The 18,740-nt window shown below is 64.3% G+C and carries 21 protein-coding genes; 17 read left to right on the forward strand and 4 right to left on the reverse strand.

Annotation, left to right across the window (positions count from 1 at the left end; translation table 11 throughout):
* Window positions 1-238 precede the first annotated feature (238 nt).
* Entirely contained in the window at window positions 239-2,128 is a 1,890-nt protein-coding gene (parE, locus tag ACVOLS_RS06740; protein ID WP_481544967.1) for a DNA topoisomerase IV subunit B, read from the reverse strand.
* Between the two features lie 158 nt (window positions 2,129-2,286).
* Between parE and ACVOLS_RS06745 the strand changes: the two genes are divergently transcribed.
* From ACVOLS_RS06745 to truD, 7 genes are all read left to right on the forward strand, one after another.
* The gene (locus ACVOLS_RS06745) at window positions 2,287-2,538 is read left to right on the forward strand and encodes a hypothetical protein (protein WP_282273021.1); all 252 of its coding nucleotides are present in this window, start codon (window positions 2,287-2,289) and stop codon (window positions 2,536-2,538) included.
* Window positions 2,539-2,668: 130 nt separating this feature from the next.
* Window positions 2,669-4,333, forward strand: coding sequence for a CTP synthase (locus tag ACVOLS_RS06750; protein WP_481544968.1), 1,665 nt, complete (start codon window positions 2,669-2,671; stop codon window positions 4,331-4,333).
* Between the two features lie 292 nt (window positions 4,334-4,625).
* Entirely contained in the window at window positions 4,626-5,918 is a 1,293-nt protein-coding gene (gene eno, locus ACVOLS_RS06755) for a phosphopyruvate hydratase (protein ID WP_481544969.1), read from the forward strand.
* A gap of 5 nt (window positions 5,919-5,923) precedes the next feature.
* Window positions 5,924-6,301 (forward strand): cell division protein FtsB, encoded by a 378-nt coding sequence (ftsB, locus tag ACVOLS_RS06760; protein WP_481544970.1) that lies wholly within the window; start codon window positions 5,924-5,926, stop codon window positions 6,299-6,301.
* Complete coding sequence (gene ispD / locus ACVOLS_RS06765) at window positions 6,298-6,996, forward strand: 2-C-methyl-D-erythritol 4-phosphate cytidylyltransferase (protein ID WP_481544971.1); 699 nt, start codon at window positions 6,298-6,300, stop codon at window positions 6,994-6,996. Before ftsB ends, ispD begins: the two co-directional genes overlap by 4 nt.
* Before the next feature lie 45 nt (window positions 6,997-7,041).
* Window positions 7,042-7,542 (forward strand): 2-C-methyl-D-erythritol 2,4-cyclodiphosphate synthase, encoded by a 501-nt coding sequence (ispF, locus tag ACVOLS_RS06770; protein ID WP_481544972.1) that lies wholly within the window; start codon window positions 7,042-7,044, stop codon window positions 7,540-7,542.
* Window positions 7,539-8,630: a tRNA pseudouridine(13) synthase TruD gene (truD, locus tag ACVOLS_RS06775; protein WP_481544973.1), complete on the forward strand. Its 1,092-nt coding sequence runs from the start codon at window positions 7,539-7,541 to the stop codon at window positions 8,628-8,630. Before ispF ends, truD begins: the two co-directional genes overlap by 4 nt.
* Window positions 8,631-8,748: 118 nt before the next feature.
* On the opposite strand, the gene ACVOLS_RS06780 is transcribed toward truD, so the two are convergent.
* Window positions 8,749-9,288 carry a Smr/MutS family protein gene (locus ACVOLS_RS06780; RefSeq protein ID WP_481544974.1) on the reverse strand — a complete coding sequence of 180 codons (540 nt, stop codon included), beginning with the start codon at window positions 9,286-9,288 and terminating at the stop codon, window positions 8,749-8,751.
* A gap of 181 nt (window positions 9,289-9,469) precedes the next feature.
* On the opposite strand from ACVOLS_RS06780, the gene surE reads away from it, so the two are divergent.
* From surE to ACVOLS_RS06805, 5 genes are all read left to right on the forward strand, one after another.
* Entirely contained in the window at window positions 9,470-10,249 is a 780-nt protein-coding gene (gene surE / locus ACVOLS_RS06785) for a 5'/3'-nucleotidase SurE (RefSeq protein ID WP_481544975.1), read from the forward strand.
* The gene (locus ACVOLS_RS06790) at window positions 10,246-10,923 is read left to right on the forward strand and encodes a protein-L-isoaspartate(D-aspartate) O-methyltransferase (RefSeq protein ID WP_481544976.1); all 678 of its coding nucleotides are present in this window, start codon (window positions 10,246-10,248) and stop codon (window positions 10,921-10,923) included. The genes surE and ACVOLS_RS06790 overlap by 4 nt, the downstream gene beginning before the upstream one ends.
* 19 nt (window positions 10,924-10,942) lie before the next feature.
* Window positions 10,943-11,557, forward strand: a complete 615-nt coding sequence (locus ACVOLS_RS06795; RefSeq protein ID WP_481544977.1) for a YqaA family protein — start codon at window positions 10,943-10,945, stop codon at window positions 11,555-11,557.
* The gene (locus tag ACVOLS_RS06800; protein WP_481544978.1) at window positions 11,554-12,333 is read left to right on the forward strand and encodes a peptidoglycan DD-metalloendopeptidase family protein; all 780 of its coding nucleotides are present in this window, start codon (window positions 11,554-11,556) and stop codon (window positions 12,331-12,333) included. Before ACVOLS_RS06795 ends, ACVOLS_RS06800 begins: the two co-directional genes overlap by 4 nt.
* 125 nt (window positions 12,334-12,458) lie before the next feature.
* Window positions 12,459-12,689, forward strand: coding sequence for a hypothetical protein (locus ACVOLS_RS06805; RefSeq protein WP_481544979.1), 231 nt, complete (start codon window positions 12,459-12,461; stop codon window positions 12,687-12,689).
* 378 nt (window positions 12,690-13,067) lie between these two features.
* Here the strand turns inward: ACVOLS_RS06805 and ACVOLS_RS06810 are convergent, their stop codons facing one another.
* Window positions 13,068-13,448 (reverse strand): Mth938-like domain-containing protein, encoded by a 381-nt coding sequence (locus tag ACVOLS_RS06810; protein ID WP_481544980.1) that lies wholly within the window; start codon window positions 13,446-13,448, stop codon window positions 13,068-13,070.
* A gap of 16 nt (window positions 13,449-13,464) precedes the next feature.
* Complete coding sequence (gene yhbY, locus ACVOLS_RS06815; RefSeq protein ID WP_481544981.1) at window positions 13,465-13,770, reverse strand: ribosome assembly RNA-binding protein YhbY; 306 nt, start codon at window positions 13,768-13,770, stop codon at window positions 13,465-13,467.
* A 64-nt stretch (window positions 13,771-13,834) separates the two neighbouring features.
* Between yhbY and rlmE the strand changes: the two genes are divergently transcribed.
* From rlmE to miaA, 5 genes are all read left to right on the forward strand, one after another.
* The gene (gene rlmE / locus ACVOLS_RS06820) at window positions 13,835-14,467 is read left to right on the forward strand and encodes a 23S rRNA (uridine(2552)-2'-O)-methyltransferase RlmE (protein WP_481544982.1); all 633 of its coding nucleotides are present in this window, start codon (window positions 13,835-13,837) and stop codon (window positions 14,465-14,467) included.
* 58 nt (window positions 14,468-14,525) lie between these two features.
* A complete protein-coding gene (gene ftsH / locus ACVOLS_RS06825) occupies window positions 14,526-16,451 on the forward strand; it encodes an ATP-dependent zinc metalloprotease FtsH (protein WP_481544983.1) in 1,926 nt (641 codons plus the stop codon).
* A gap of 113 nt (window positions 16,452-16,564) precedes the next feature.
* Entirely contained in the window at window positions 16,565-16,756 is a 192-nt protein-coding gene (locus ACVOLS_RS06830) for a hypothetical protein (RefSeq protein WP_481544984.1), read from the forward strand.
* A gap of 125 nt (window positions 16,757-16,881) precedes the next feature.
* Window positions 16,882-17,778, forward strand: coding sequence for a dihydropteroate synthase (gene folP, locus ACVOLS_RS06835; RefSeq protein ID WP_481544985.1), 897 nt, complete (start codon window positions 16,882-16,884; stop codon window positions 17,776-17,778).
* Entirely contained in the window at window positions 17,778-18,731 is a 954-nt protein-coding gene (miaA, locus tag ACVOLS_RS06840; RefSeq protein ID WP_481544986.1) for a tRNA (adenosine(37)-N6)-dimethylallyltransferase MiaA, read from the forward strand. Before folP ends, miaA begins: the two co-directional genes overlap by 1 nt.
* Window positions 18,732-18,740 lie beyond the last annotated feature (9 nt).

Here is an 18,740-nt window from a genome sequence, read left to right on the forward strand (position 1 = left end):
CTGGTTCGTAGTCTGCAAACAGAAACCCGCCAGTGATGGCGGGTTTTTTTTTGCGGCGCAGGCTGCTTTTGTAGGAGCGGCGTTAGCCGCGAAGCTGGTGCTGCTGGCGGGTCAGCAGCTTTTGCCATCTGATGATGTGCTTGCTTCGCGGCTTACGCCGCTCCTACAAAAGCGGCGCGCGGGCAACAAAAAGCCCGCCGGTGAGGGCGGGCTTTCGGTGCAACTAGATTGCTTGGGATCAGGCTTCCAGTGAGGCCAGGTCGCCCTTGCTTTCCAGCCAGCCCTTGCGGTCCGGGGCGCGCTTCTTGGCCAGCAGCATGTCCATCAGCGCCGAGGTCTGCTCGCTGTCGTCCACGGTCAGCTGCACCAGGCGGCGCGTATCCGGGTGGATGGTGGATTCGCGCAGCTGCGAGGGGTTCATCTCGCCCAGGCCCTTGAAGCGGGTGACGCTGACCTGGCCGCGGATCTTCTCGCGCTCGATCTTGTCCAGCAACGAGCGCTTCTCTTCCTCGTCCAGCGCATAGAACACCTGCTTGCCCACGTCGACGCGGAACAGCGGCGGCATTGCCACGAACACATGGCCGGCATCCACCAGTGACGGGAAGTGACGCAGGAACAGGGCGGTCAGCAAGGTGGCGATGTGCAGGCCGTCGGAGTCGGCGTCGGCCAGGATCACGATCTTGCCGTAGCGCAGGCCGGACAGGTCGTCCTTGCCCGGGTCGCAGCCGATGGCGATGGCCAGGTTATGCACTTCTTCCGACGCCAGCACGCTGCCGGAGGCGACTTCCCAGGTGTTCAGGATCTTGCCGCGCAGCGGCAAGATGGCCTGGAAGTCCTTGTCGCGGGCCTGCTTGGCGCTGCCGCCTGCCGAATCACCCTCCACCAGGAACAGCTCGGTGCGCGACAGGTCCTGGCTGATGCAGTCAGCCAGCTTGCCGGGCAGGGCGGGGCCCTGGGTGACTTTCTTGCGGGTGACGAGCTTTTCGGTCTTCAGGCGCGCGCTGGCACGCTCGATGGCGATCTGCGCGATCTTCTCGCCCAGTTCCACGTTCTGGTTCAACAACAGGCTGAAGGCGTCATGGGCAGCGCCTTCAACGAAGCCGGCGGCCTGGCGGGAGGACAGGCGTTCCTTGGTCTGGCCGCTGAACTGCGGATCGGTCATCTTCAGCGACAGCACGAAGGAGACGCGGTCCCATACATCTTCCGGGGCCAGCTTGACGCCGCGCGGCAGCAGGTTGCGGAAGTCGCAGAACTCGCGCAGCGCCTCGGTCAGGCCGGTGCGCAGGCCGTTGGCATGGGTGCCGTGCTGGGCGGTCGGGATCAGGTTGACGTAGCTTTCCTGCACCAGCTCGCCTTCCGGCAGCCAGGCCACGGCCCAGTCAACGATCTCGGTTTCCTTCTTCAGCGAGCCGGTAAACAGGTCGGCCGGCAGCATTTCACGCTCGCCCAGCTCGGCCTTCAGGTAGTCGCGCAGGCCGTCCTCGTAATACCAGGTGTCGACTTCACCGGTGGCTTCGTCGGTCAGTTTGACGGTCAGGCCCGGGCACAGCACGGCCTTGGCGCGCAGCAGGTGACGCAGGGCGCGCACGTTGAACTTGGGCGTGTCGAAGTATTTGGGGTCGGCCCAGAAGCGCACGCGGGTACCGGTGTTCTTCTTGCCGACGCTGCCGACCACTTCCAGTGGGCTGGCGCGGTCGCCATCGCGGAAGGTGATGCGATGCTCGCTGCCGTCGCGGCGGATGTGGATCTCCACCAGCGTGGACAGGGCGTTGACCACCGATACACCGACGCCGTGCAGACCGCCGGAGAAGGTGTAGTTGCGGTTGTTGAACTTGCCGCCGGCATGCAGCCTGGTCAGGATCAGTTCGACGCCCGGGATCTTTTCTTCTGGGTGGATGTCCACCGGCATGCCGCGGCCGTCATCGCTGACCTCGCAGCTGCCATCCTTGAACAGGGTGACTTCCACGGTCTTGGCGTGGCCGGCCAGGGCCTCGTCAACCGAGTTGTCGATCACTTCCTGCGCCAGGTGGTTCGGGCGGGCGGTGTCGGTGTACATGCCAGGACGGCGTTTGACCGGGTCCAGGCCAGAGAGGACTTCGATGTCAGCGGCGTTGTAACGGGCGTTCATGGATCTCGGTAGGGCGCAAATCGACGTGGGAGTGTGCGGTCTGGCGGCGATTTTTGCACGCAGGGCATTCAGGGCCGGGGCAGCTGTCACGGGTTATGCTGTACACGGTTCCTAAACAGGCCCGCCGTGTCTGGCTGGGCAAGCCGAGGAGGTTTTGGATGAAAACGTCAAAATTGCTGGCTCTGGGTGTTGTTGTCGCTGCGGTTGCCGCCGTTCCCTTCGTGATGGCGCAAAGCGCTGACAAGGGCAAGGCCGCCGAGGCTGCACAGGCTGCCCCGGTGGACAAGGCGCAGAGCGAAGCCGAGCAGAAGGCCAAGCGTCGCGCTGCCGCCGCTGCCCAGGACAAGGCCAAGGCTGACCAGCCGGCGCCGCGTGAAGAAGAGGAAGAGGAAGCCCGTCGCCGTCGCTGACGCGGTTTTTCCCAGGTTTCAAGGACGCCCCGGCGCAGGTCGGGGCGTCTTTTTTTTAATCCGCCACATCCAGTGCTTGGGTGTTTTGGCGACAACCTTTAAACTAGGGCTTTCCGGGAGGCAGTGAGCCGTGACCCCCCTTATTTTTGTTACCGGTGGTGTGGTGTCCTCGCTTGGCAAGGGCATTGCAGCCGCGTCTCTGGCCTCGATTCTCGAGGCGCGTGGCCTGAAGGTCACCATGATGAAGCTGGATCCGTACATCAACGTCGATCCAGGCACGATGAGCCCCTTCCAGCATGGCGAGGTCTATGTCACCGACGACGGTGCCGAGACCGACCTGGACCTGGGTCATTACGAACGTTTCGTCCATAACCGCCTGAGTCGCAAGAACTCGGTGACCACCGGGCGTATCTACGAGAACGTGATCCGCAAGGAGCGTCGTGGTGATTACCTGGGCGCAACCGTGCAGGTCATTCCGCATATCACCGACGAAATCCGTCGCTGCATCGACGAGGCCACTGCTGGCTTCGATGTGGCACTGGTGGAAATCGGCGGCACCGTTGGCGACATCGAGTCGCTGCCGTTCCTGGAGGCCATCCGCCAGGTGCGCACCGAGCGTGGCCCGGAGAAGGCACTGTTCATGCATCTCACCCTGGTGCCGTACATCGCTGCCGCCGGTGAGCTGAAGACCAAGCCGACCCAGCACTCGGTCAAGGAACTGCGCTCGATCGGCATCCAGCCGGACGTGCTGCTGTGCCGTTCCGAGCAGGCGATTCCGGATTCGGAGCGCCGCAAGATTTCGCTGTTCACCAACGTTTCCGAGCGCGCCGTGATCAGCGTGCCTGACGTTGAGGTGCTGTACCGCGTGCCGATGGGCCTGCATGCGCAGGGCCTGGACGAGATCGTGGTCAACCAGCTCAAGCTGGGTGACAAGGCCGGTCCGGCCGACCTTTCCGAGTGGGAGGCCGTGCTGGATGCAGCGCTGCACCCGCTGGACGAAGTCACCATCGCAGTGGTCGGCAAGTACGTCGATCATCAGGATGCATACAAGTCGGTGGGTGAGGCGCTCAAGCACGGCGGTCTGCGCCAGCGCACCAAGGTCAACCTGAAGTGGCTGGAAGCGCAGGAGCTGGAAGAAGCCGGCCTGTCCGCGCTGGACGGCGTGGACGGCATCCTGGTGCCGGGCGGCTTCGGCGACCGTGGTTTCGAAGGCAAGGTGCTGACCTCGCAATACGCCCGTGAGCAGAAGGTGCCGTACTTCGGTATCTGCTACGGCATGCAGGCGGCGGTGGTCGATTTCGCCCGCCATGTGGCCGGTCTGGAAGGCGCCAACAGCACCGAGAACGACCGCCAGTCGCCGAACCCGGTGATCGGCTTGATCACCGAATGGCGTACCGCCACCGGTGAAGTCGAGAAGCGTGACGAGAAGTCCGATCTGGGTGGCACCATGCGCCTGGGTCTGCAGGAGCAGCGGCTGAAGCCGGGCACCCTTGCCCGTGAGCTGTACGGCAAGGACGTGGTGTCCGAGCGCCACCGCCACCGTTACGAGTTCAACAACCGCTACCGCACCCAGTTGGAAGACGCGGGTCTGGTGATCGCCGGCAAGTCGATGGATGACACGCTGGTGGAAGTGGTTGAACTGCCGCGTGACCAGCACCCGTGGTTCCTGGCCTGCCAGGCACACCCGGAGTTCCTGTCCACCCCGCGTGGCGGCCACCCGCTGTTCATCGGCTTCATCCGCGCCGCGCGCGAGAAGAAGGCCGGCGGCAAGCTGCTGCAGGAAGCCCGCGCCTGAAAAGGTAGTGCCGAGCCATGCTCGGCAGAGGCCTTCCCAGGGTAATGAACAGGTAGTGCCGAGCGATGCTCGGGAGAGGCTTTACCGGTAGTGCCCCATGCCGAGCATGGCTCGGCACTACAGGAGGCATCAGACAAGGCCCGCCCAGCGCGGGCCTTGTCCGTTTCAGCCGCGTGCGCCGCTTTCAGGCGAAAGCAACGGCCGCGCCAGCCTGCGCTTCGTTTAAACTCCCGGCTGGTATTTGTGTTTCCCGTCGATAACAGACTCTCCTGAACGAGCCTAGCCCCCAGACATGACCAACATCGCCAAGATCCACGCCCGTGAAATCCTCGACAGCCGTGGCAACCCCACGCTGGAAGCCGAAGTCACCCTGGCCGACGGCTCGTTCGGCCGCGCCGCCGTCCCGTCCGGCGCTTCGACCGGCACCAAGGAGGCCGTGGAGCTGCGCGATGGCGACAAGACCCGTTACCTGGGCAAGGGCGTGCGCAATGCCGTGGGCAACATCAATGGTGCGATCGCCACCGCACTGGCCGGCTTCAATGCCGAAGACCAGGAAGGCCTGGATCGCCGCCTGATCGATCTGGACGGCACCGAGAACAAGGGCCGCCTGGGCGCCAATGCGCTGCTCGGTGTTTCCATGGCCGCCGCCCACGCCGTCGCCGCTTCCAAGAAGCAGGCGCTGTGGCAGTACCTGGCCGCCAAGACCGGCGCCACCCCGTCGCTGCCGGTGCCGATGATGAACATCATCAACGGTGGCGCACATGCCGATAACAACGTCGACTTCCAGGAGTTCATGGTGTTGCCGGTCGGCTTCAGCTCGTTCAGCGAATCGCTGCGCGCTGGCACTGAAATCTTCCACGCGCTGAAGTCGGTGCTGAAGGGCCACGGCCTGAGCACGGCAGTCGGCGACGAGGGCGGCTTCGCGCCGGACTTCCGCAGCAACGTCGAGGCCCTGGACACCATTCTGGAAGCCATCGGCAAGGCCGGTTACACGGCTGGCGAAGACATCCTGCTGGGCCTGGACGTCGCTTCCAGCGAGTTCTACGAGAACGGCAAGTACAATCTGGTCGGCGAGAACAAGCGCCTGACCTCCGAGCAGTTCGTCGACTTCCTGGCCGACTGGAGCGCGCAGTACCCGATCATCAGCATCGAAGACGGTCTGGCCGAGAACGACTGGGCTGGCTGGAAGCTGCTGACCCAGCGCGTTGGCAACAAGGTGCAGCTGGTCGGCGACGACCTGTTCGTCACCAACCCGAAGATCTTCGCCGAAGGCATCGAGTCGGGCACCGCCAACGCCATCCTGATCAAGGTCAACCAGATCGGCACCCTGACCGAGACCCTGGAAGCCATCTCCATGGCCGACAAGGCCGGTTACGCGGCCATCGTCTCGCATCGCTCGGGCGAAACCGAAGACACCACCATTGCCGACATCGCCGTGGCCACCACCGCCACCCAGATCAAGACCGGCTCGCTGTGCCGCAGCGATCGCGTGGCCAAGTACAACCAGCTGCTGCGCATCGAGGAAGCCCTCGGCAGCGGCGCACGCTATGCCGGTCGTGATGCGTTTGTCTCGCTCAAGCGCTGATCGTCATGCGTAATTGGCGCTGGCTGCTGCTGGTGCTGGCGGTACTGCTGGGTTTGCTGCAGTACCGCTTCTGGTTTGGCCAAGGCAACTCGGGCGAAGTGATGATGCTCGAGGCGCAGGTGGCCAACCAGAAGCGTGACAACGACGGTCTGCAGCAGCGCAATGATTCACTGGCCGCCGAAGTCCAGGATCTCAAGGATGGCGAGGCTGCCATCGAAGAGCGTGCGCGCAGCGAACTGGGCATGATCAAGCCGGGTGAAAAGTTCTACCGGGTCGTCGAAGACGCGCCGGTAGCAGCTCCCGTGGTGCCTGCGCCTGCAGCGGCAACGGAACCGCCGGCCGGGCAGGGTAATCAGCAGTCGCCACCGGAGAACATCCCTTGATCGTGCAGACCTGGGCCGTGGTTCCCGCAGCTGGGCGCGGTGCGCGCTTCGGCGGGCCGGTGCCCAAGCAGTACCTGCTGGCCGATGGTGAGCCCTTGCTCGCCCATGCCCTGCAGTCCTTGCTTGCCCATCCCGGCGTGGCCGGGGTGATGGTGGCCATTGCCGAGAACGATGCCGATTGGCCGGGCTGGACCTCCTTTGCCGACAAACCGGTGCTGACCTGCGTGGGAGGAGAGACCCGTGCGGCGTCGGTATTGGCTGGTTTGCAGGCTCTGCCGGACAGCGTGCGTGCCGATGACTTCGTGCTGGTCCACGACGCCGCTCGGCCAAATCTGGCGGCGGCTGATCTGAGTCGATTGCTGGAAGTAGGGCGCGCTGATCCGGTCGGCGGCATTCTTGCCGCACCGGTGCGCGACACGCTCAAGCGTGCTGGTGATGATGGTGGCATTGACGGCACGGAGCCGCGTGAGCGCCTGTGGCGCGCGTTGACCCCGCAGTTGTTCCGTCGCCATCAATTGACCCGCGCGCTCCTGGACGCGGCAGCTGCTGGTGTTGACGTCACCGACGAGGCGATGGCAATGGAGCGGCAGGGCGTGCGCCCGTTGCTGGTCGAAGGCGCCGAAAGCAATTTCAAGGTCACCACCCCGGCCGATCTGGCCCGGTTCGAATTCGAGCTGTCGCGGCGCGGCAGCTGATCCCTTGCCGGTGCGTTGGCGTCGGCTCTGTCTAGAAGTAATGCCATGAACTCTTCCGTTTCCTTCCCTCCCATCCGTATCGGCCAAGGCTATGACGTGCATGCCTTCGGTGAGGGCGACCACATCATGCTGGCCGGCGTGCGCGTGCCGCACAGCCGTGGCGTGCTCGCGCACAGCGATGGCGATGTGGCCCTGCATGCGCTGTGCGACGCCATGCTTGGTGCGCTGGCGCTGGGTGACATCGGCGTGCATTTCCCGCCCTCGGATGACCGCTGGAAGGGCGCGGACAGCAGTCGCTTCGTCAGCCATTGCAATGAACTGCTGCGTGAGCGCGGTTGGCAGGTTGGCAATGTGGACATCACCGTGATCTGCGAGCGGCCCAAGGTGGGCCCGCATGCGTTGGCGATGCGCGAGAAGGTGGCGCAGCTGCTGCAGATCGATCTGGATCGGGTCAGTATCAAGGCCACGACCAGCGAAAAGCTGGGCTTCACCGGTCGCGAAGAAGGCATTGCCGCGCAGGCCGTGGCCTTGTTGGTGGCCGCATGATCGCGCTGCCGTTGGCCTTTGGCGAACCGGTGCTGACTGCGGCGATCCGCAGCGTGCCGGAAGACTTCCAGGTTGATGAAATTCCCGCGTTCGAAGCGACCGGCGAGGGCGAGCACCTGCTGCTCGACATCCGCAAGCGCGGCGCCAATACCGTGGCCATTGCCAAGCAGTTGGCGCAATGGGCGGGCGTGCCGGAAATGGGCGTCAGCTATGCCGGGCAGAAAGATCGGCATGCGGTGACCACGCAGCGCTTCAGCGTGCACCTGCCCAAGCGCGTGGCGCCGGATCTGGCGCTGCTGGAGTCGGATGAGTTGCATGTGCTCGCTTCGACCTGGCACAACCGCAAGCTGCAGCGCGGCGCATTGGCGGGCAACCGCTTCAAGCTGGTGCTGCGTGGCGTGCAAGGCGACAAGGGGGCAATCGAAGAACGCTTGCAGATCGTTGCGGCGCGCGGCCTGCCCAACTGGTTTGGCGAACAGCGCTTTGGCCGTGATGGCGGCAACGTGCCGGCAGCATTGCAGATGTTTGCCGGCCGCCGGGTGCGCAAGGATCAGCGTTCGATGCTGCTATCCGCTGCCCGTTCGGCCTTGTTCAACCGTGTGCTCGCTGCGCGCGTTGAGGCGAGCAACTGGGACACGGCGCTGGAAGGCGAGGTGTGGATGCTGGACGGCAGCCGTTCGGTGTTCGGCCCTGAGCCGATGAGCGAGGTGCTGGCCGAGCGCTTGGCGCGTTTCGATATCCACCCCAGCGCGCCGTTGTGGGGCGTTGGTGAGCTGCGCGCGACCGATGCCGCACGGGCGCTGGAAGATCAGGCGCTGGGTGATGAGCAGGCCTTGGCGCTGCGTGCCGGACTGGAACAGGCCGGCCTCAAGCAGGAGCGTCGCTCGCTGCGGCTCAAGCCGTCGCTGATGCAGCACCAGTGGCTGGCCGATGACGTTCTCGAAGTGTCGTTCGCGTTGCCGCCGGGTTGTTATGCCACCGCGGTACTGCATGAACTGGGTGAAGTGACCGACGCCAGTCGCAATGAAATTGCGGGGAGCCTGGCAGTCGAAGCCGAAGCGTCGAGCGAAGAAAACGCCGTCGAGTAAGTGGTTGGCCAAGCTGTAACCCGGGTGCGCTGCGCTTACCCGGGCTACAAAAACGGATGCGATGCGTAGCCTCGTTCAAGTGGGTCATGTTGACTGGGTGGGCGGCTGGTCAGCTCGCTCAGCGATTGGCCAACAACACCAGAACCGCGCCGGTACCGCCCTGGGTGGGCGGCGCAGAATGAAATGCCAGTACGTCATTGCGCTGGCGCAGCATGCGGTCGACCAGGTTCTTCAGCACCGGCGCACCGCCATCTGATTGCAGGCCCTTGCCGTGGATGATGCGAACGCAGCCGTGTTCATGCGCGCGTGCCTCCAGCAGGAACTGGCGCAGCAGGTTCTCGGCCTGGGCGGCGGTGGCGCCGTGCAGGTCCAGTTCGTCCTGTACTGAATACTGGCCACGCTTGAGCCGCTGGAACATCTGCGGCGGCAGGTTGTCGCGCCGGTAGCTGGCGCTGTCGCCGGCTTCCAGTGGCTTGCTGGAGCGTAACAGACGGGCGAATTCGCCCAAGGCCTCGGATTCATCCTGTTCTGCCATGCGCGCGCGCGGTTTGGGGCGTGGCTTGCCTATAGGCGCTGCCTCCACGGGGCGCATCGGCGTTACTTCGCCAATGGCCGAGCGGAACAGTGCGGCGTCATCTTCTTCATCTGGGTGCGACATTTGTACAGCGTAACGTGCGCACAGTCGCAGGCAAGCCCCGCGGAGGTGGAAAGTGCCGCGGCGCATTCCGGTATCATGGCCGCTCAGGTCGGTCCGTCACGGTGATGTACTAACCGGACGTTCCGGCGATTGCGGCGCCGAGTGGGAGCGTCGCGTGTTGATCCAGTAACCCAGGCCTTTAATGCGCGTACTTGTATCAAATGACGATGGTGTGGACGCCCCCGGCATCAAGATGTTGGCCGAGGAGCTTCGCAACGCCGGACACGAAGTCACCGTGGTGGCGCCGGATCGTGACCGGTCGGGTGCTTCCAACTCACTCACGCTGGATCAACCGGTGCGTCTGCGCCGCATTGACCACTACACCTGTGCGGTGGCGGGTACGCCGACCGACTGCGTGCATCTGGCGCTGACCGGCATGCTCGAATTCGAGCCGGACATCGTGGTGTCGGGCATCAACAATGCCGCCAACCTCGGCGATGACGTGATCTATTCGGGCACGGTATCGGCGGCGATGGAAGGGCGCCACCTCGGCCTGCCCTCGGTGGCGGTGTCGCTGGTCACGCACAAGCATGAAGCCAAGAACTTCGTTACCGCAGCACGCGCCGCGGTGGAGATCGTGTCCAGGCTCATCGCTGATCCATTGCCAGCCGACACCATCCTCAACGTCAACGTGCCGGACCTGCCCTGGGACGAGGTCCGCGGCTTCGAGGTCACCCGGCTTGGCAACCGCCATCGCGCCGAAGCCTGTGTTCCGGCGACTGATCCGCGCGGCAATACCGTGTACTGGATCGGCCCGGCCGGCAGTGAGCAGGACGCCGGTCCCGGCACCGACTTCCACGCGGTGCGTACCGGGCATATTTCGATCACCCCGATCCAGGTCGACCTGACCCGCTATTCGGCCCTGGAAAAGGTTGCCAGCTGGGTAGGTGGGTTGACCGAAACCCTGGGGAAGCCTGAATGACGCCGCGCATGCGCCTGCAGCCGGAGGCTGTGGGTATCGGCATGACCTCGCAGCGGGTGCGCGACCGTCTGGTGGATCGCCTGCGCGAAGTGGGTATTGCCGACGAGGCCACGCTCAACGCCGTACGCGTAGTGCCGCGGCATCTGTTCATCGACGAGGCGCTGGCATCCCGCGCCTACGAAGACACCGCGTTGCCCATCGGCCATGGCCAGACCATCTCCCAGCCCTGGGTCGTGGCGCGGATGACCGAGGTGGTGCTGGCTGTCGCGCCCAAGAAAGTGTTGGAAGTCGGCACCGGCTCGGGTTACCAGGCCGCCATCCTTGGCGCGCTGGGTCTAGAGGTGTTTACCGTCGAACGCATCGGCGACCTGCTGCGACAGGCGCGCAAGCGCTTCCGCCACCTGGGCATGAACATCCGCACCAAGCATGACGACGGCCGCATCGGCTGGCCCGAGCACGGCCCATATGACGCCATCGTGGTGACGGCCGCCGCGCCGGCGCTGGTGGAGGCATTGATCGATCAGTTGGCCGTCGGTGGCCGACTGGTCGCGCCGGTTGGCGGGCCCGGCGGACAGGTGCTGTTGCAACTGACCCGACAGGCCGATGGCACCATTACCCAGGAAGAGCTGGCGCCGGTGAGCTTCGTGCCGTTGTTGCCGGGCATGCTGGACTGAGAACAGGACTACTCACTGAATGAAGATTTTCGGGCCGTTGTACGACCGCGCCATGGTCTGGGCTGCCAATGAGCGTGCGCCCACCTATTTGACCGTGCTGAGTTTCATCGAAGCCATCATCTTCCCGGTGATGCCGGAAGTGATGCTGATGCCGATGTGCGTGGCACAGCCGCGCAAGGGCTGGCGTTTCGCGACCCTGAGCCTGGCTGGCTCCATGGTCGGCGCGATGGTGGGTTACGCGCTGGGCCATTACGCCTTCGAGGTGCTCAAGCCGCTGTTCGAGGCAATGGGCATGCTGCCGGCGATTGAAGGCGGCATCGCTACCTTGCAGGCCAAGATGGCGGAGTCGCCGTGGGCAGTGTTCACCTTCCTGGTGCTGGGCGGCTTCATGCCCATCCCGATGAAGGTCTTCACATGGGCCTCGGGTATCGTCGGCGTGCCGATGCCTCAGTATGTGTTGAGCATGCTGGTCGGGCGCGGCAAGCGGGTTTATTTGTTGGCGGCGGTAATCCGCTTCGGTGGCGCACAGGCGGCTGAGCGGTTGCGGCGCTGGATTGAGCCGTTGGGCTGGATTGCCACCGCATTGGTGGTGGGCCTGGTGGCGTGGCTGGTCTGGAGGGCTAAATTCGCATGAATGCATTGATGTTGGGCAAGGGCTTGGGCAGGACGCTGGCCGTTCTGGCGGTGGTCTCGTTGGCGGCGTGTGGTACCGCCACGGTGGTGAAACCCTCGGGCGGCAGCTCGGGTTCATCCACCTCGACCACGCCGCGCACCTCGGTGGCCAAGCCCGGGCAGACCGCAATCGTTCGCCGTGGCGACACGTTGTTCGGCATCGCCCGGATCAACAACATCACGCCGCGTGATCTCGCAGCCTGGAATGGCCTGTCCGAGCCGTACACCATCTACCCGGGGCAGGCGCTGCGTCTGTATCCGGGTGGCGCGACGGCCAGCCGGCCGCCGGCAAGCAGTGGTTCAACGACGACGGCTACGCGCCCGGCGACCCCGCCGCCGGCAGCGACACCTACGCCGGTCAACAGCGGCATTGCCTGGCGTTGGCCGGCAGAGGGTGCGCTGGTCGGCCGTTTCGTGGCTGGTGAGGCGACCAAGCAGGGCGTGGACATCGCCGGCAGCAGTGGTCAGGCGGTACGTGCCGCGGGCCCAGGCGTGGTGGTGTACTCCGGCGCCGGCCTGGTTGGTTATGGTGAGCTGATCATCATCAAGCACAACGACCAATGGCTGTCGGCCTACGGTCATAACCGCAAGCGCCTGGTCAACGAAGGTCAGAGCGTCAAAGCGGGCGACCAGATTGCCGAGATGGGCCGCACCGGCACCTCACGCGACATGCTGCACTTCGAGATCCGCTACAACGGCAAGCCGGTAGATCCGCTGGTTTACCTGCCGAACCGCTGAGTGTTCGCGGTCCCGCCCTGATCATTGGGCGGGACCTGCAGCAGATATGTTGCGCCCACGAATCGTGGTGGTGACAGGATTGCCGGGGTGTCGCGACGGCATCCACGGTTTGAGAAGGAGGGGGGATGCAGAAGCCGAAGTACTGGTTCCAGGCCGCAAGTCACAGGCAGGGTTGGAGTTGGCCGCTGGCTTGGCAGGGCTGGGTTGTATATGCGCTGGTGGCGGTGCTGTTGCCGGCGGCTTTTCTGCTGTTTCCGCCAACGATCAAGCCGGTCGCGTTCGCCGGTTTTCATGCTTGCGTGGCACTGTCGATGCTGCTGGTGTGTTGGCTGAAGGGAGAGCCGCTGACTCGTTAGATAGCGACATGAAGAATCCGGTATCACCGGGTTTTCGATATCTGCAGGTCTGGCAGGAGATTCGGCCGGCGTTTCCGGCGTTGCAGCTTTACCTGTAGTGCTGGGCCATGCTCGGCAACGGCTTTCCCGGTGATGCGTCAATGCGCACCGCACTTGTGGGAGCGGCGTAAGCCGCGAGGCTGATGAACTAGCTGATGCCTTGGCAGCAAGGCCCCTGCCGAGCATGGCTCGGCACTACAGTGCGGCATCCAGCTTTGCTGGCACGGACTGCGGGTCAGGTGTCGTTGGGATTGCCGGCATGTCTGCGGGCTGCTAAACCGTCAGCTTCGCGGCTTACGCCGCTCCTGCAAAAATGCCCCGACGCAGCATGGCTGCGCGCTACGGGGCGCTTTCCAGGATGATGGCCATCACCACGCGGCGGTTCTCGCCGGCCAGCACGTTGTAGGTGCGTGCGGCCGAGGCGTTGTTCATCACCTCGATGCCGATGCCGCGGGTCAGGCAGGCCGCCATGATCGCCGCGGGCGGGAAAATCTGCTTTTCACCCGTGCCAAGGATCACCAGTGCCGGATTCAGTTCCAGTGCTGCGTCCAGATCTTCGGCACGCAACTCGGCCACCGAGGCAACCGGCCAGTCTTCAATCAAGCTGTTCGGTGCCAGGATGAAACTGCGGCTCAGTGCGCGGTCGTTTACCTGCGCATGGTGGCCATCGGCCGAGCGCAGTGAATAGATGTAATCGGGAAGTTCGCGACTGAACTGCATGGGTGTTCCTCGGCTATCAGCCGCGCGGCAGCACGATCTGGCGCTTTTCCTTGGCCGGGCGGTACAGCACGGCGACGTGGCCGATGCGCTGGACCAGGGCGGCACCGCTGGCCTGGATCAGTTCGTCGATCAGCGCGTCACGGGCTTCACGGTCTTCTGCAGCTACCTTCACCTTGACCAGTTCGTGGCGCTCCAGCACCTCTTCCAGCTCGGCCAAAAAGGCCGGAGTGACCCCTTTGCCACCGATCTGCAGCAGTGCTTTCAGGTCGTGCGCGATGCCGCGCAGGAATCGGTTCTGGGCCGAGGTCAGGACGATGGACATGCAGGACTACAGGTAATCAAGGGGGTTCAGGGTATCATGACCACCCCTGTGAGCCCCATTGCCAATGCCTTCCCGTAGCAAAAGTAGCCAGCGCTGGCTGAAAGAACACTTCTCCGATCCTTTTGTGAAAAAGGCCCAGAAGGAGGGCATGCGCTCGCGCGCGGCCTACAAACTGGAGGAGCTGCTGGAGCGTGACCGCCTGCTGAAGCCGCATATGGTGGTGGTCGATCTGGGCGCCGCGCCGGGTGGCTGGTCGCAGCAGGTGCGCAGGCAGATGGGCGACACCGGCCGTGTCTTGGCGCTGGATATCCTGGAGATGCCGCCTTTGGCTGGCGTGGAGTTCCTTCACGGGGACTTCAGGGAAGAAACGGTCCTATCGCAGTTCGAAGCCATGGTTGGCGACCAGCCGGTAGACCTTGTGCTGTCGGATATGGCCCCCAATAAGAGTGGTATGGATGCGGTTGACCAGCCGCGGATGATGCACCTGGCGGAGTTGGCGATGGATTTTGCCGATAACCATCTCAAGCCGGGCGGGGCGTTCCTGATCAAGTTGTTCCAGGGCGTCGGCTTTGATGACTACGTGCGTGAAATGCGCCGTCGTTATGACAAGGTCGCCATTCGCAAACCGGACGCTTCACGCAAGCGTTCATCCGAGGTTTATGCCTTGGGGCAGGGCAAGCGTACCCAGATAAAGTAAGCTCAGCCATACGACTTTTCAGCATTTAGTATCTAGAGGGACACCGGAGCCGATGAGGATGAACGACCTGACCAAGAACCTCCTGTTATGGGTGGTTGTCGCCGTCGTGCTGATGGTGGTGTTCCAGAGTTTTGCCCCGCGCAGTGGGGCAGCCGCCGCTGGCGATGCACGCAATTACACGCAGTTCCTGCAGGAAGTGGACGCTGGCCGGATCAAGTCGGTCGAATACACCGACAAGACCACGCTGACCACCAATCACCTGCGCTTCAAGCGCGCTGACGGCTCCGACGGTGCGCTGTACGCACCGGCCGACCCGAAGCTGCTGGATCAGCTGTATTCCAAGAACGTTGAAGTTGCCCGCCAGGAACCGGCTGGCCCGAGTTTCTGGGGCATCGTGCTGCAGTTCCTGCCGATACTGCTGCTGATCGGCTTCTGGATCTTCATGATGCGCCAGATGCAGGGCGGTGGCGGCGGTGCCAAGGGCGCGATGTCCTTCGGTAAATCCCGCGCCAAGCTGCAGGGCGAAGACCAGATCAAGGTCACTTTTGCTGACGTTGCCGGTTGTGACGAAGCCAAGGAGGAAGTCGGCGAACTGGTCGAGTTCCTGCGTGACCCGTCCAGGTTCACCAAGCTCGGCGGCAAGATCCCGCGTGGCGTGCTGATGGTGGGTCCGCCGGGTACCGGTAAAACTCTGCTGGCCCGTGCCATTGCGGGCGAGGCCAAGGTCCCGTTCTTCGCGATCTCCGGTTCGGACTTCGTCGAGATGTTCGTCGGCGTCGGCGCCAGCCGCGTGCGCGACATGTTCGAGCAGGCCAAGAAGCACGCGCCGTGCATCATCTTCATCGACGAAATCGATGCCGTCGGCCGTCACCGCGGCTCGGGCACCGGCGGTGGCCACGATGAGCGCGAGCAGACCCTGAACCAGATGCTGGTTGAGATGGACGGCTTTGAAGGCGGCGAAGGCGTGATCGTGATCGCTGCCACCAACCGTCCTGACGTGCTGGACAAGGCGCTGTTGCGTCCGGGCCGTTTCGACCGCCAGGTCATGGTCGGCTTGCCGGACATCAAGGGCCGCGAGCAGATCCTGCGCGTGCACCTGCGCAAGGTGCCGGCCGCCGATGACGTGCGTCCGGAAGTGCTGGCACGCGGTACCCCGGGTTTCTCCGGTGCCGATCTGGCCAACCTGATCAATGAAGGCGCCCTGTTTGCGGCTCGTCGCAACAAGCAGGAAGTCGACATGAAGGACTTCGAGGACGCCAAGGACAAGATCTATATGGGTCCTGAGCGCCGCAGCATGGTCATGCGTGAGGAAGAGCGTCGTAATACCGCTTATCACGAGTCCGGCCACGCCGTTGTCGCCATGTCGCTGCCCAAGGCCGACCCGGTGCACAAGGTCACCATCATGCCGCGCGGTTGGGCCCTCGGCCTGACCTGGCAGCTGCCGGAGCACGACCACATCAGCAAGTACAAGGAGCGCATGCTGGAAGAGCTGGCGATCCTGTTCGGTGGCCGTATCGCCGAGGAGATCTTCGTCGGCGAGATGTCGACCGGTGCCTCCAACGACTTCGAGCGCGCTACCAAGCTGGCCCGTGGCATGGTCACCAAGTACGGCATGTCCGATGTGCTGGGCATCATGGTCTACGCCGATGAAGAAGGCGGCTATGGCATGCACAGCAAGACCATTTCCGAGGCCACCCAGCAGAAGGTGGACGCGGAGATCCGTCGCATCCTCGACGAGCAATACAACGTTGCCTACCGGATCCTGGGCGAGAAGCGCGACATCGTCGAAGCGATGACTGCTGCGCTGCTGGACTGGGAAACCATCGACGCCGACCAGGTCAAGGCGATCATGGAAGGCCGCAAGCCGTCGCCGCCTGCGGGTTGGGTGGACAAGGGCGGTAACAATGACCGCGCGGACGATGGCAAGGGTGGCGACGCCCCGCGGCCGGTGACGCCGATCACCGACCCTGCCGGCCAGCACTGAGCCAGTAGCGTCGATGCAACAGGAACGGGCCGGTTTTCCGGCCCGTTTTTTTATGCGCCAAACCATGTGCTGGGCGACAATGACGTCACTTTGGTTTTCTCAGGTTCCGCCCCATGAATGATGCTCCGCCGCCGCCCAAGGCACCCTCCGCGAACGTGCCGGAGATGATCATCGCCACCGTGGCCGGTGTTGGCTTCGGCGTGAAGACGAACAACTTCCTGGCCGGCATCTTCATCGGTGTGGTGCTGGGCGTGATCCTGAGCCTGATCGGCAGCCGAATCCGCGCCCGCAACAAGGACCGATGATTGGTCCAGTGGCCGCGCAGTCGTCGAAGACGAGTCACTGACGGCGCCCGGGGGTGATCTGCTGGCGTTTGAGCCCAGCCCGTGGCGGCTTAAACTAGGCGCTGTTGCAGTCCGCCGGAGCACGCATGTTTGATGTTTTCCCGACCCTGGAATGTGGCGATCGTGCGCTGCGGCTGGATCGGCCGCAGGTGATGGGTATCGTCAATGTCACTCCGGATTCGTTTTCCGATGGTGGCCAGCATGCCTATACCGCCGCTGCCGTCGCGCATGCCCTGGTGCTGGTCGATCAGGGGGCCGACGTGCTCGATATCGGCGGCGAATCCACCCGTCCCGGCGCAAGCCCGGTCTCGGTGCAGGAGGAGATCGACCGTGTCGTTCCGGTAATCGAAGCCTTGCTCCCGCAGGTAGCAGTGCCGCTAAGCGTGGATACCTTCAAGCCGGAGGTTATGCGTGCTGCGCTGGCAGCTGGCGCGCACATGATCAACGACGTGCAGGCGCTGCAGCAGCCCGGCGCGCTGGAAGTAGTTGCTGCGTCGAAGGCGGCGGTGGTGCTGATGCATGCGGTCGGCGGCCCCTACGATGCAGGCGTCGCCCACGCCTACGTCGATATCGCGGGTGATGTGCAGCGCTTCCTCGCCGAGCGGATTTTCTCCGCCGAGATGGCTGGCATCGGTCGCAAGCGGCTGCTGCTGGACCCCGGCTACGGCTTCAACAAGGACACCGCGCAGAACTTCGCCTTGCTGGCCGCGCAGGATCGGTTGAACGATCTGGGCGCGCCGGTGCTGGCGGGCTTCTCGCGCAAGCGTTGCATTGGTGATGTCACCGGCAGGGCTGTGGCTGCCGAGCGGCTGGCCGGTTCGCTGGCCGCGCATCTGCTGGCGGTACAGAAAGGCGCGATGATGGTGCGCGTACACGATGTGGCCGCGACGGTGGATGCGCTCAAGGTGCTGGCTGCGTTCGACGCAGTGCCAGCGCCGCGCGCCGCCAAGCCGGCCATGCCGCGCTGGCCGGACGAGGATTGATGGGCGTCGATCAACGCCCCCTGGCCATCGCCCTGATGGGGCCGACCGCCTCGGGCAAGACCGCCGCGGCCATCGCCTTGGCCAAGGCCTATGACGGTGAGATCGTCAGCGTCGATTCGGCGTTGGTCTACCGCGGCCTGGAGATTGGTGCGGCCAAGCCTGACGCGGCCGAGCAGGACGGCATCCGCCATCACCTGCTGGATCTGCGCGACCCCTGGCAGACCTATTCGGCCGCCGAGTTTTCCGCTGACGCAACGGCGGCGGTGCACGACATCGTTGCGCGCGGCAAATTGCCGATTCTGGCCGGCGGTACCGGTCTGTACTTCCGCGCCTTGCTACAGGGGCTGTCGCCAATGCCGGAGGCCGACCCGGCGATGCGCGCGCTTATTGCTGCCGAGGCTGAAGTTTGTGGCTGGCCGGCGCTGCATGCACAGCTGGCGGAGCTCGATCCGGTTGCCGCAGCACGCATCCATGCCACCGACCCGCAGCGTATCCAGCGGGCGCTGGAGGTTTACCGCCTGACCGGCAAACCTATCAGCTACTGGCACGGCTTGCCCGGGATCGCGCGCTTGCCAGCGCGAGTGCTGAAACTGGTGTTGGCCCCGGCCGATCGCGCGGTGCTGCATCAGCGCATCGAGCGCCGTTTCGACCTGATGCTGGAGCGTGGCTTCCTGGATGAAGTGCGGGCGCTGCGGGCGTTGCCACAGATGGCGGCGGTACCAGCGCCTCTGGACCTGCCCGCGGTGCGGGCGGTGGGGTATCGCCAGGCCTGGCAGTTCCTCGATGGGCAGGGCACTGCCACCGAATTCCGTGACAAGGGTGTTTTTGCCACCCGTCAGCTGGCCAAGCGGCAGATCACCTGGCTGCGCAGCGAGCTGGATGCACGCTGGTTCGACCCGGTTCGGGACATGTCTGGTGTGCAGAACGCGGTTTCCCGCTTTCTGCAAGGCTGAGCGCCCGCC

The sequence above is a fragment of the Stenotrophomonas sp. STEN038 genome (genome assembly GCF_056759895.1).

Excerpts from the sequence above, each read along its gene's own strand:
- eno (WP_481544969.1), top strand. The coding sequence starts at position 4,626 with ATGACCAACATCGCCAAGATCCACGCCCGTGAAATCCTCGACAGCCGT.
- ACVOLS_RS06790 (WP_481544976.1), top strand. The coding sequence starts at position 10,246 with ATGACGCCGCGCATGCGCCTGCAGCCGGAGGCTGTGGGTATCGGCATG.
- ACVOLS_RS06800 (WP_481544978.1), top strand. The coding sequence starts at position 11,554 with ATGAATGCATTGATGTTGGGCAAGGGCTTGGGCAGGACGCTGGCCGTT.
- ACVOLS_RS06810 (WP_481544980.1), bottom strand. The coding sequence starts at position 13,448 with ATGCAGTTCAGTCGCGAACTTCCCGATTACATCTATTCACTGCGCTCG.
- folP (WP_481544985.1), top strand. The coding sequence starts at position 16,882 with ATGTTTGATGTTTTCCCGACCCTGGAATGTGGCGATCGTGCGCTGCGG.
- ACVOLS_RS06805 (WP_481544979.1), top strand. The coding sequence starts at position 12,459 with ATGCAGAAGCCGAAGTACTGGTTCCAGGCCGCAAGTCACAGGCAGGGT.
- parE (WP_481544967.1), bottom strand. The coding sequence starts at position 2,128 with ATGAACGCCCGTTACAACGCCGCTGACATCGAAGTCCTCTCTGGCCTG.
- ACVOLS_RS06795 (WP_481544977.1), top strand. The coding sequence starts at position 10,943 with ATGAAGATTTTCGGGCCGTTGTACGACCGCGCCATGGTCTGGGCTGCC.
- rlmE (WP_481544982.1), top strand. The coding sequence starts at position 13,835 with ATGCCTTCCCGTAGCAAAAGTAGCCAGCGCTGGCTGAAAGAACACTTC.
- miaA (WP_481544986.1), top strand. The coding sequence starts at position 17,778 with ATGGGCGTCGATCAACGCCCCCTGGCCATCGCCCTGATGGGGCCGACC.
- yhbY (WP_481544981.1), bottom strand. The coding sequence starts at position 13,770 with ATGTCCATCGTCCTGACCTCGGCCCAGAACCGATTCCTGCGCGGCATC.
- ftsB (WP_481544970.1), top strand. The coding sequence starts at position 5,924 with ATGCGTAATTGGCGCTGGCTGCTGCTGGTGCTGGCGGTACTGCTGGGT.
- ftsH (WP_481544983.1), top strand. The coding sequence starts at position 14,526 with ATGAACGACCTGACCAAGAACCTCCTGTTATGGGTGGTTGTCGCCGTC.
- ACVOLS_RS06745 (WP_282273021.1), top strand. The coding sequence starts at position 2,287 with ATGAAAACGTCAAAATTGCTGGCTCTGGGTGTTGTTGTCGCTGCGGTT.
- ACVOLS_RS06780 (WP_481544974.1), bottom strand. The coding sequence starts at position 9,288 with ATGTCGCACCCAGATGAAGAAGATGACGCCGCACTGTTCCGCTCGGCC.
- ACVOLS_RS06830 (WP_481544984.1), top strand. The coding sequence starts at position 16,565 with ATGAATGATGCTCCGCCGCCGCCCAAGGCACCCTCCGCGAACGTGCCG.
- surE (WP_481544975.1), top strand. The coding sequence starts at position 9,470 with ATGCGCGTACTTGTATCAAATGACGATGGTGTGGACGCCCCCGGCATC.
- ispF (WP_481544972.1), top strand. The coding sequence starts at position 7,042 with ATGAACTCTTCCGTTTCCTTCCCTCCCATCCGTATCGGCCAAGGCTAT.
- truD (WP_481544973.1), top strand. The coding sequence starts at position 7,539 with ATGATCGCGCTGCCGTTGGCCTTTGGCGAACCGGTGCTGACTGCGGCG.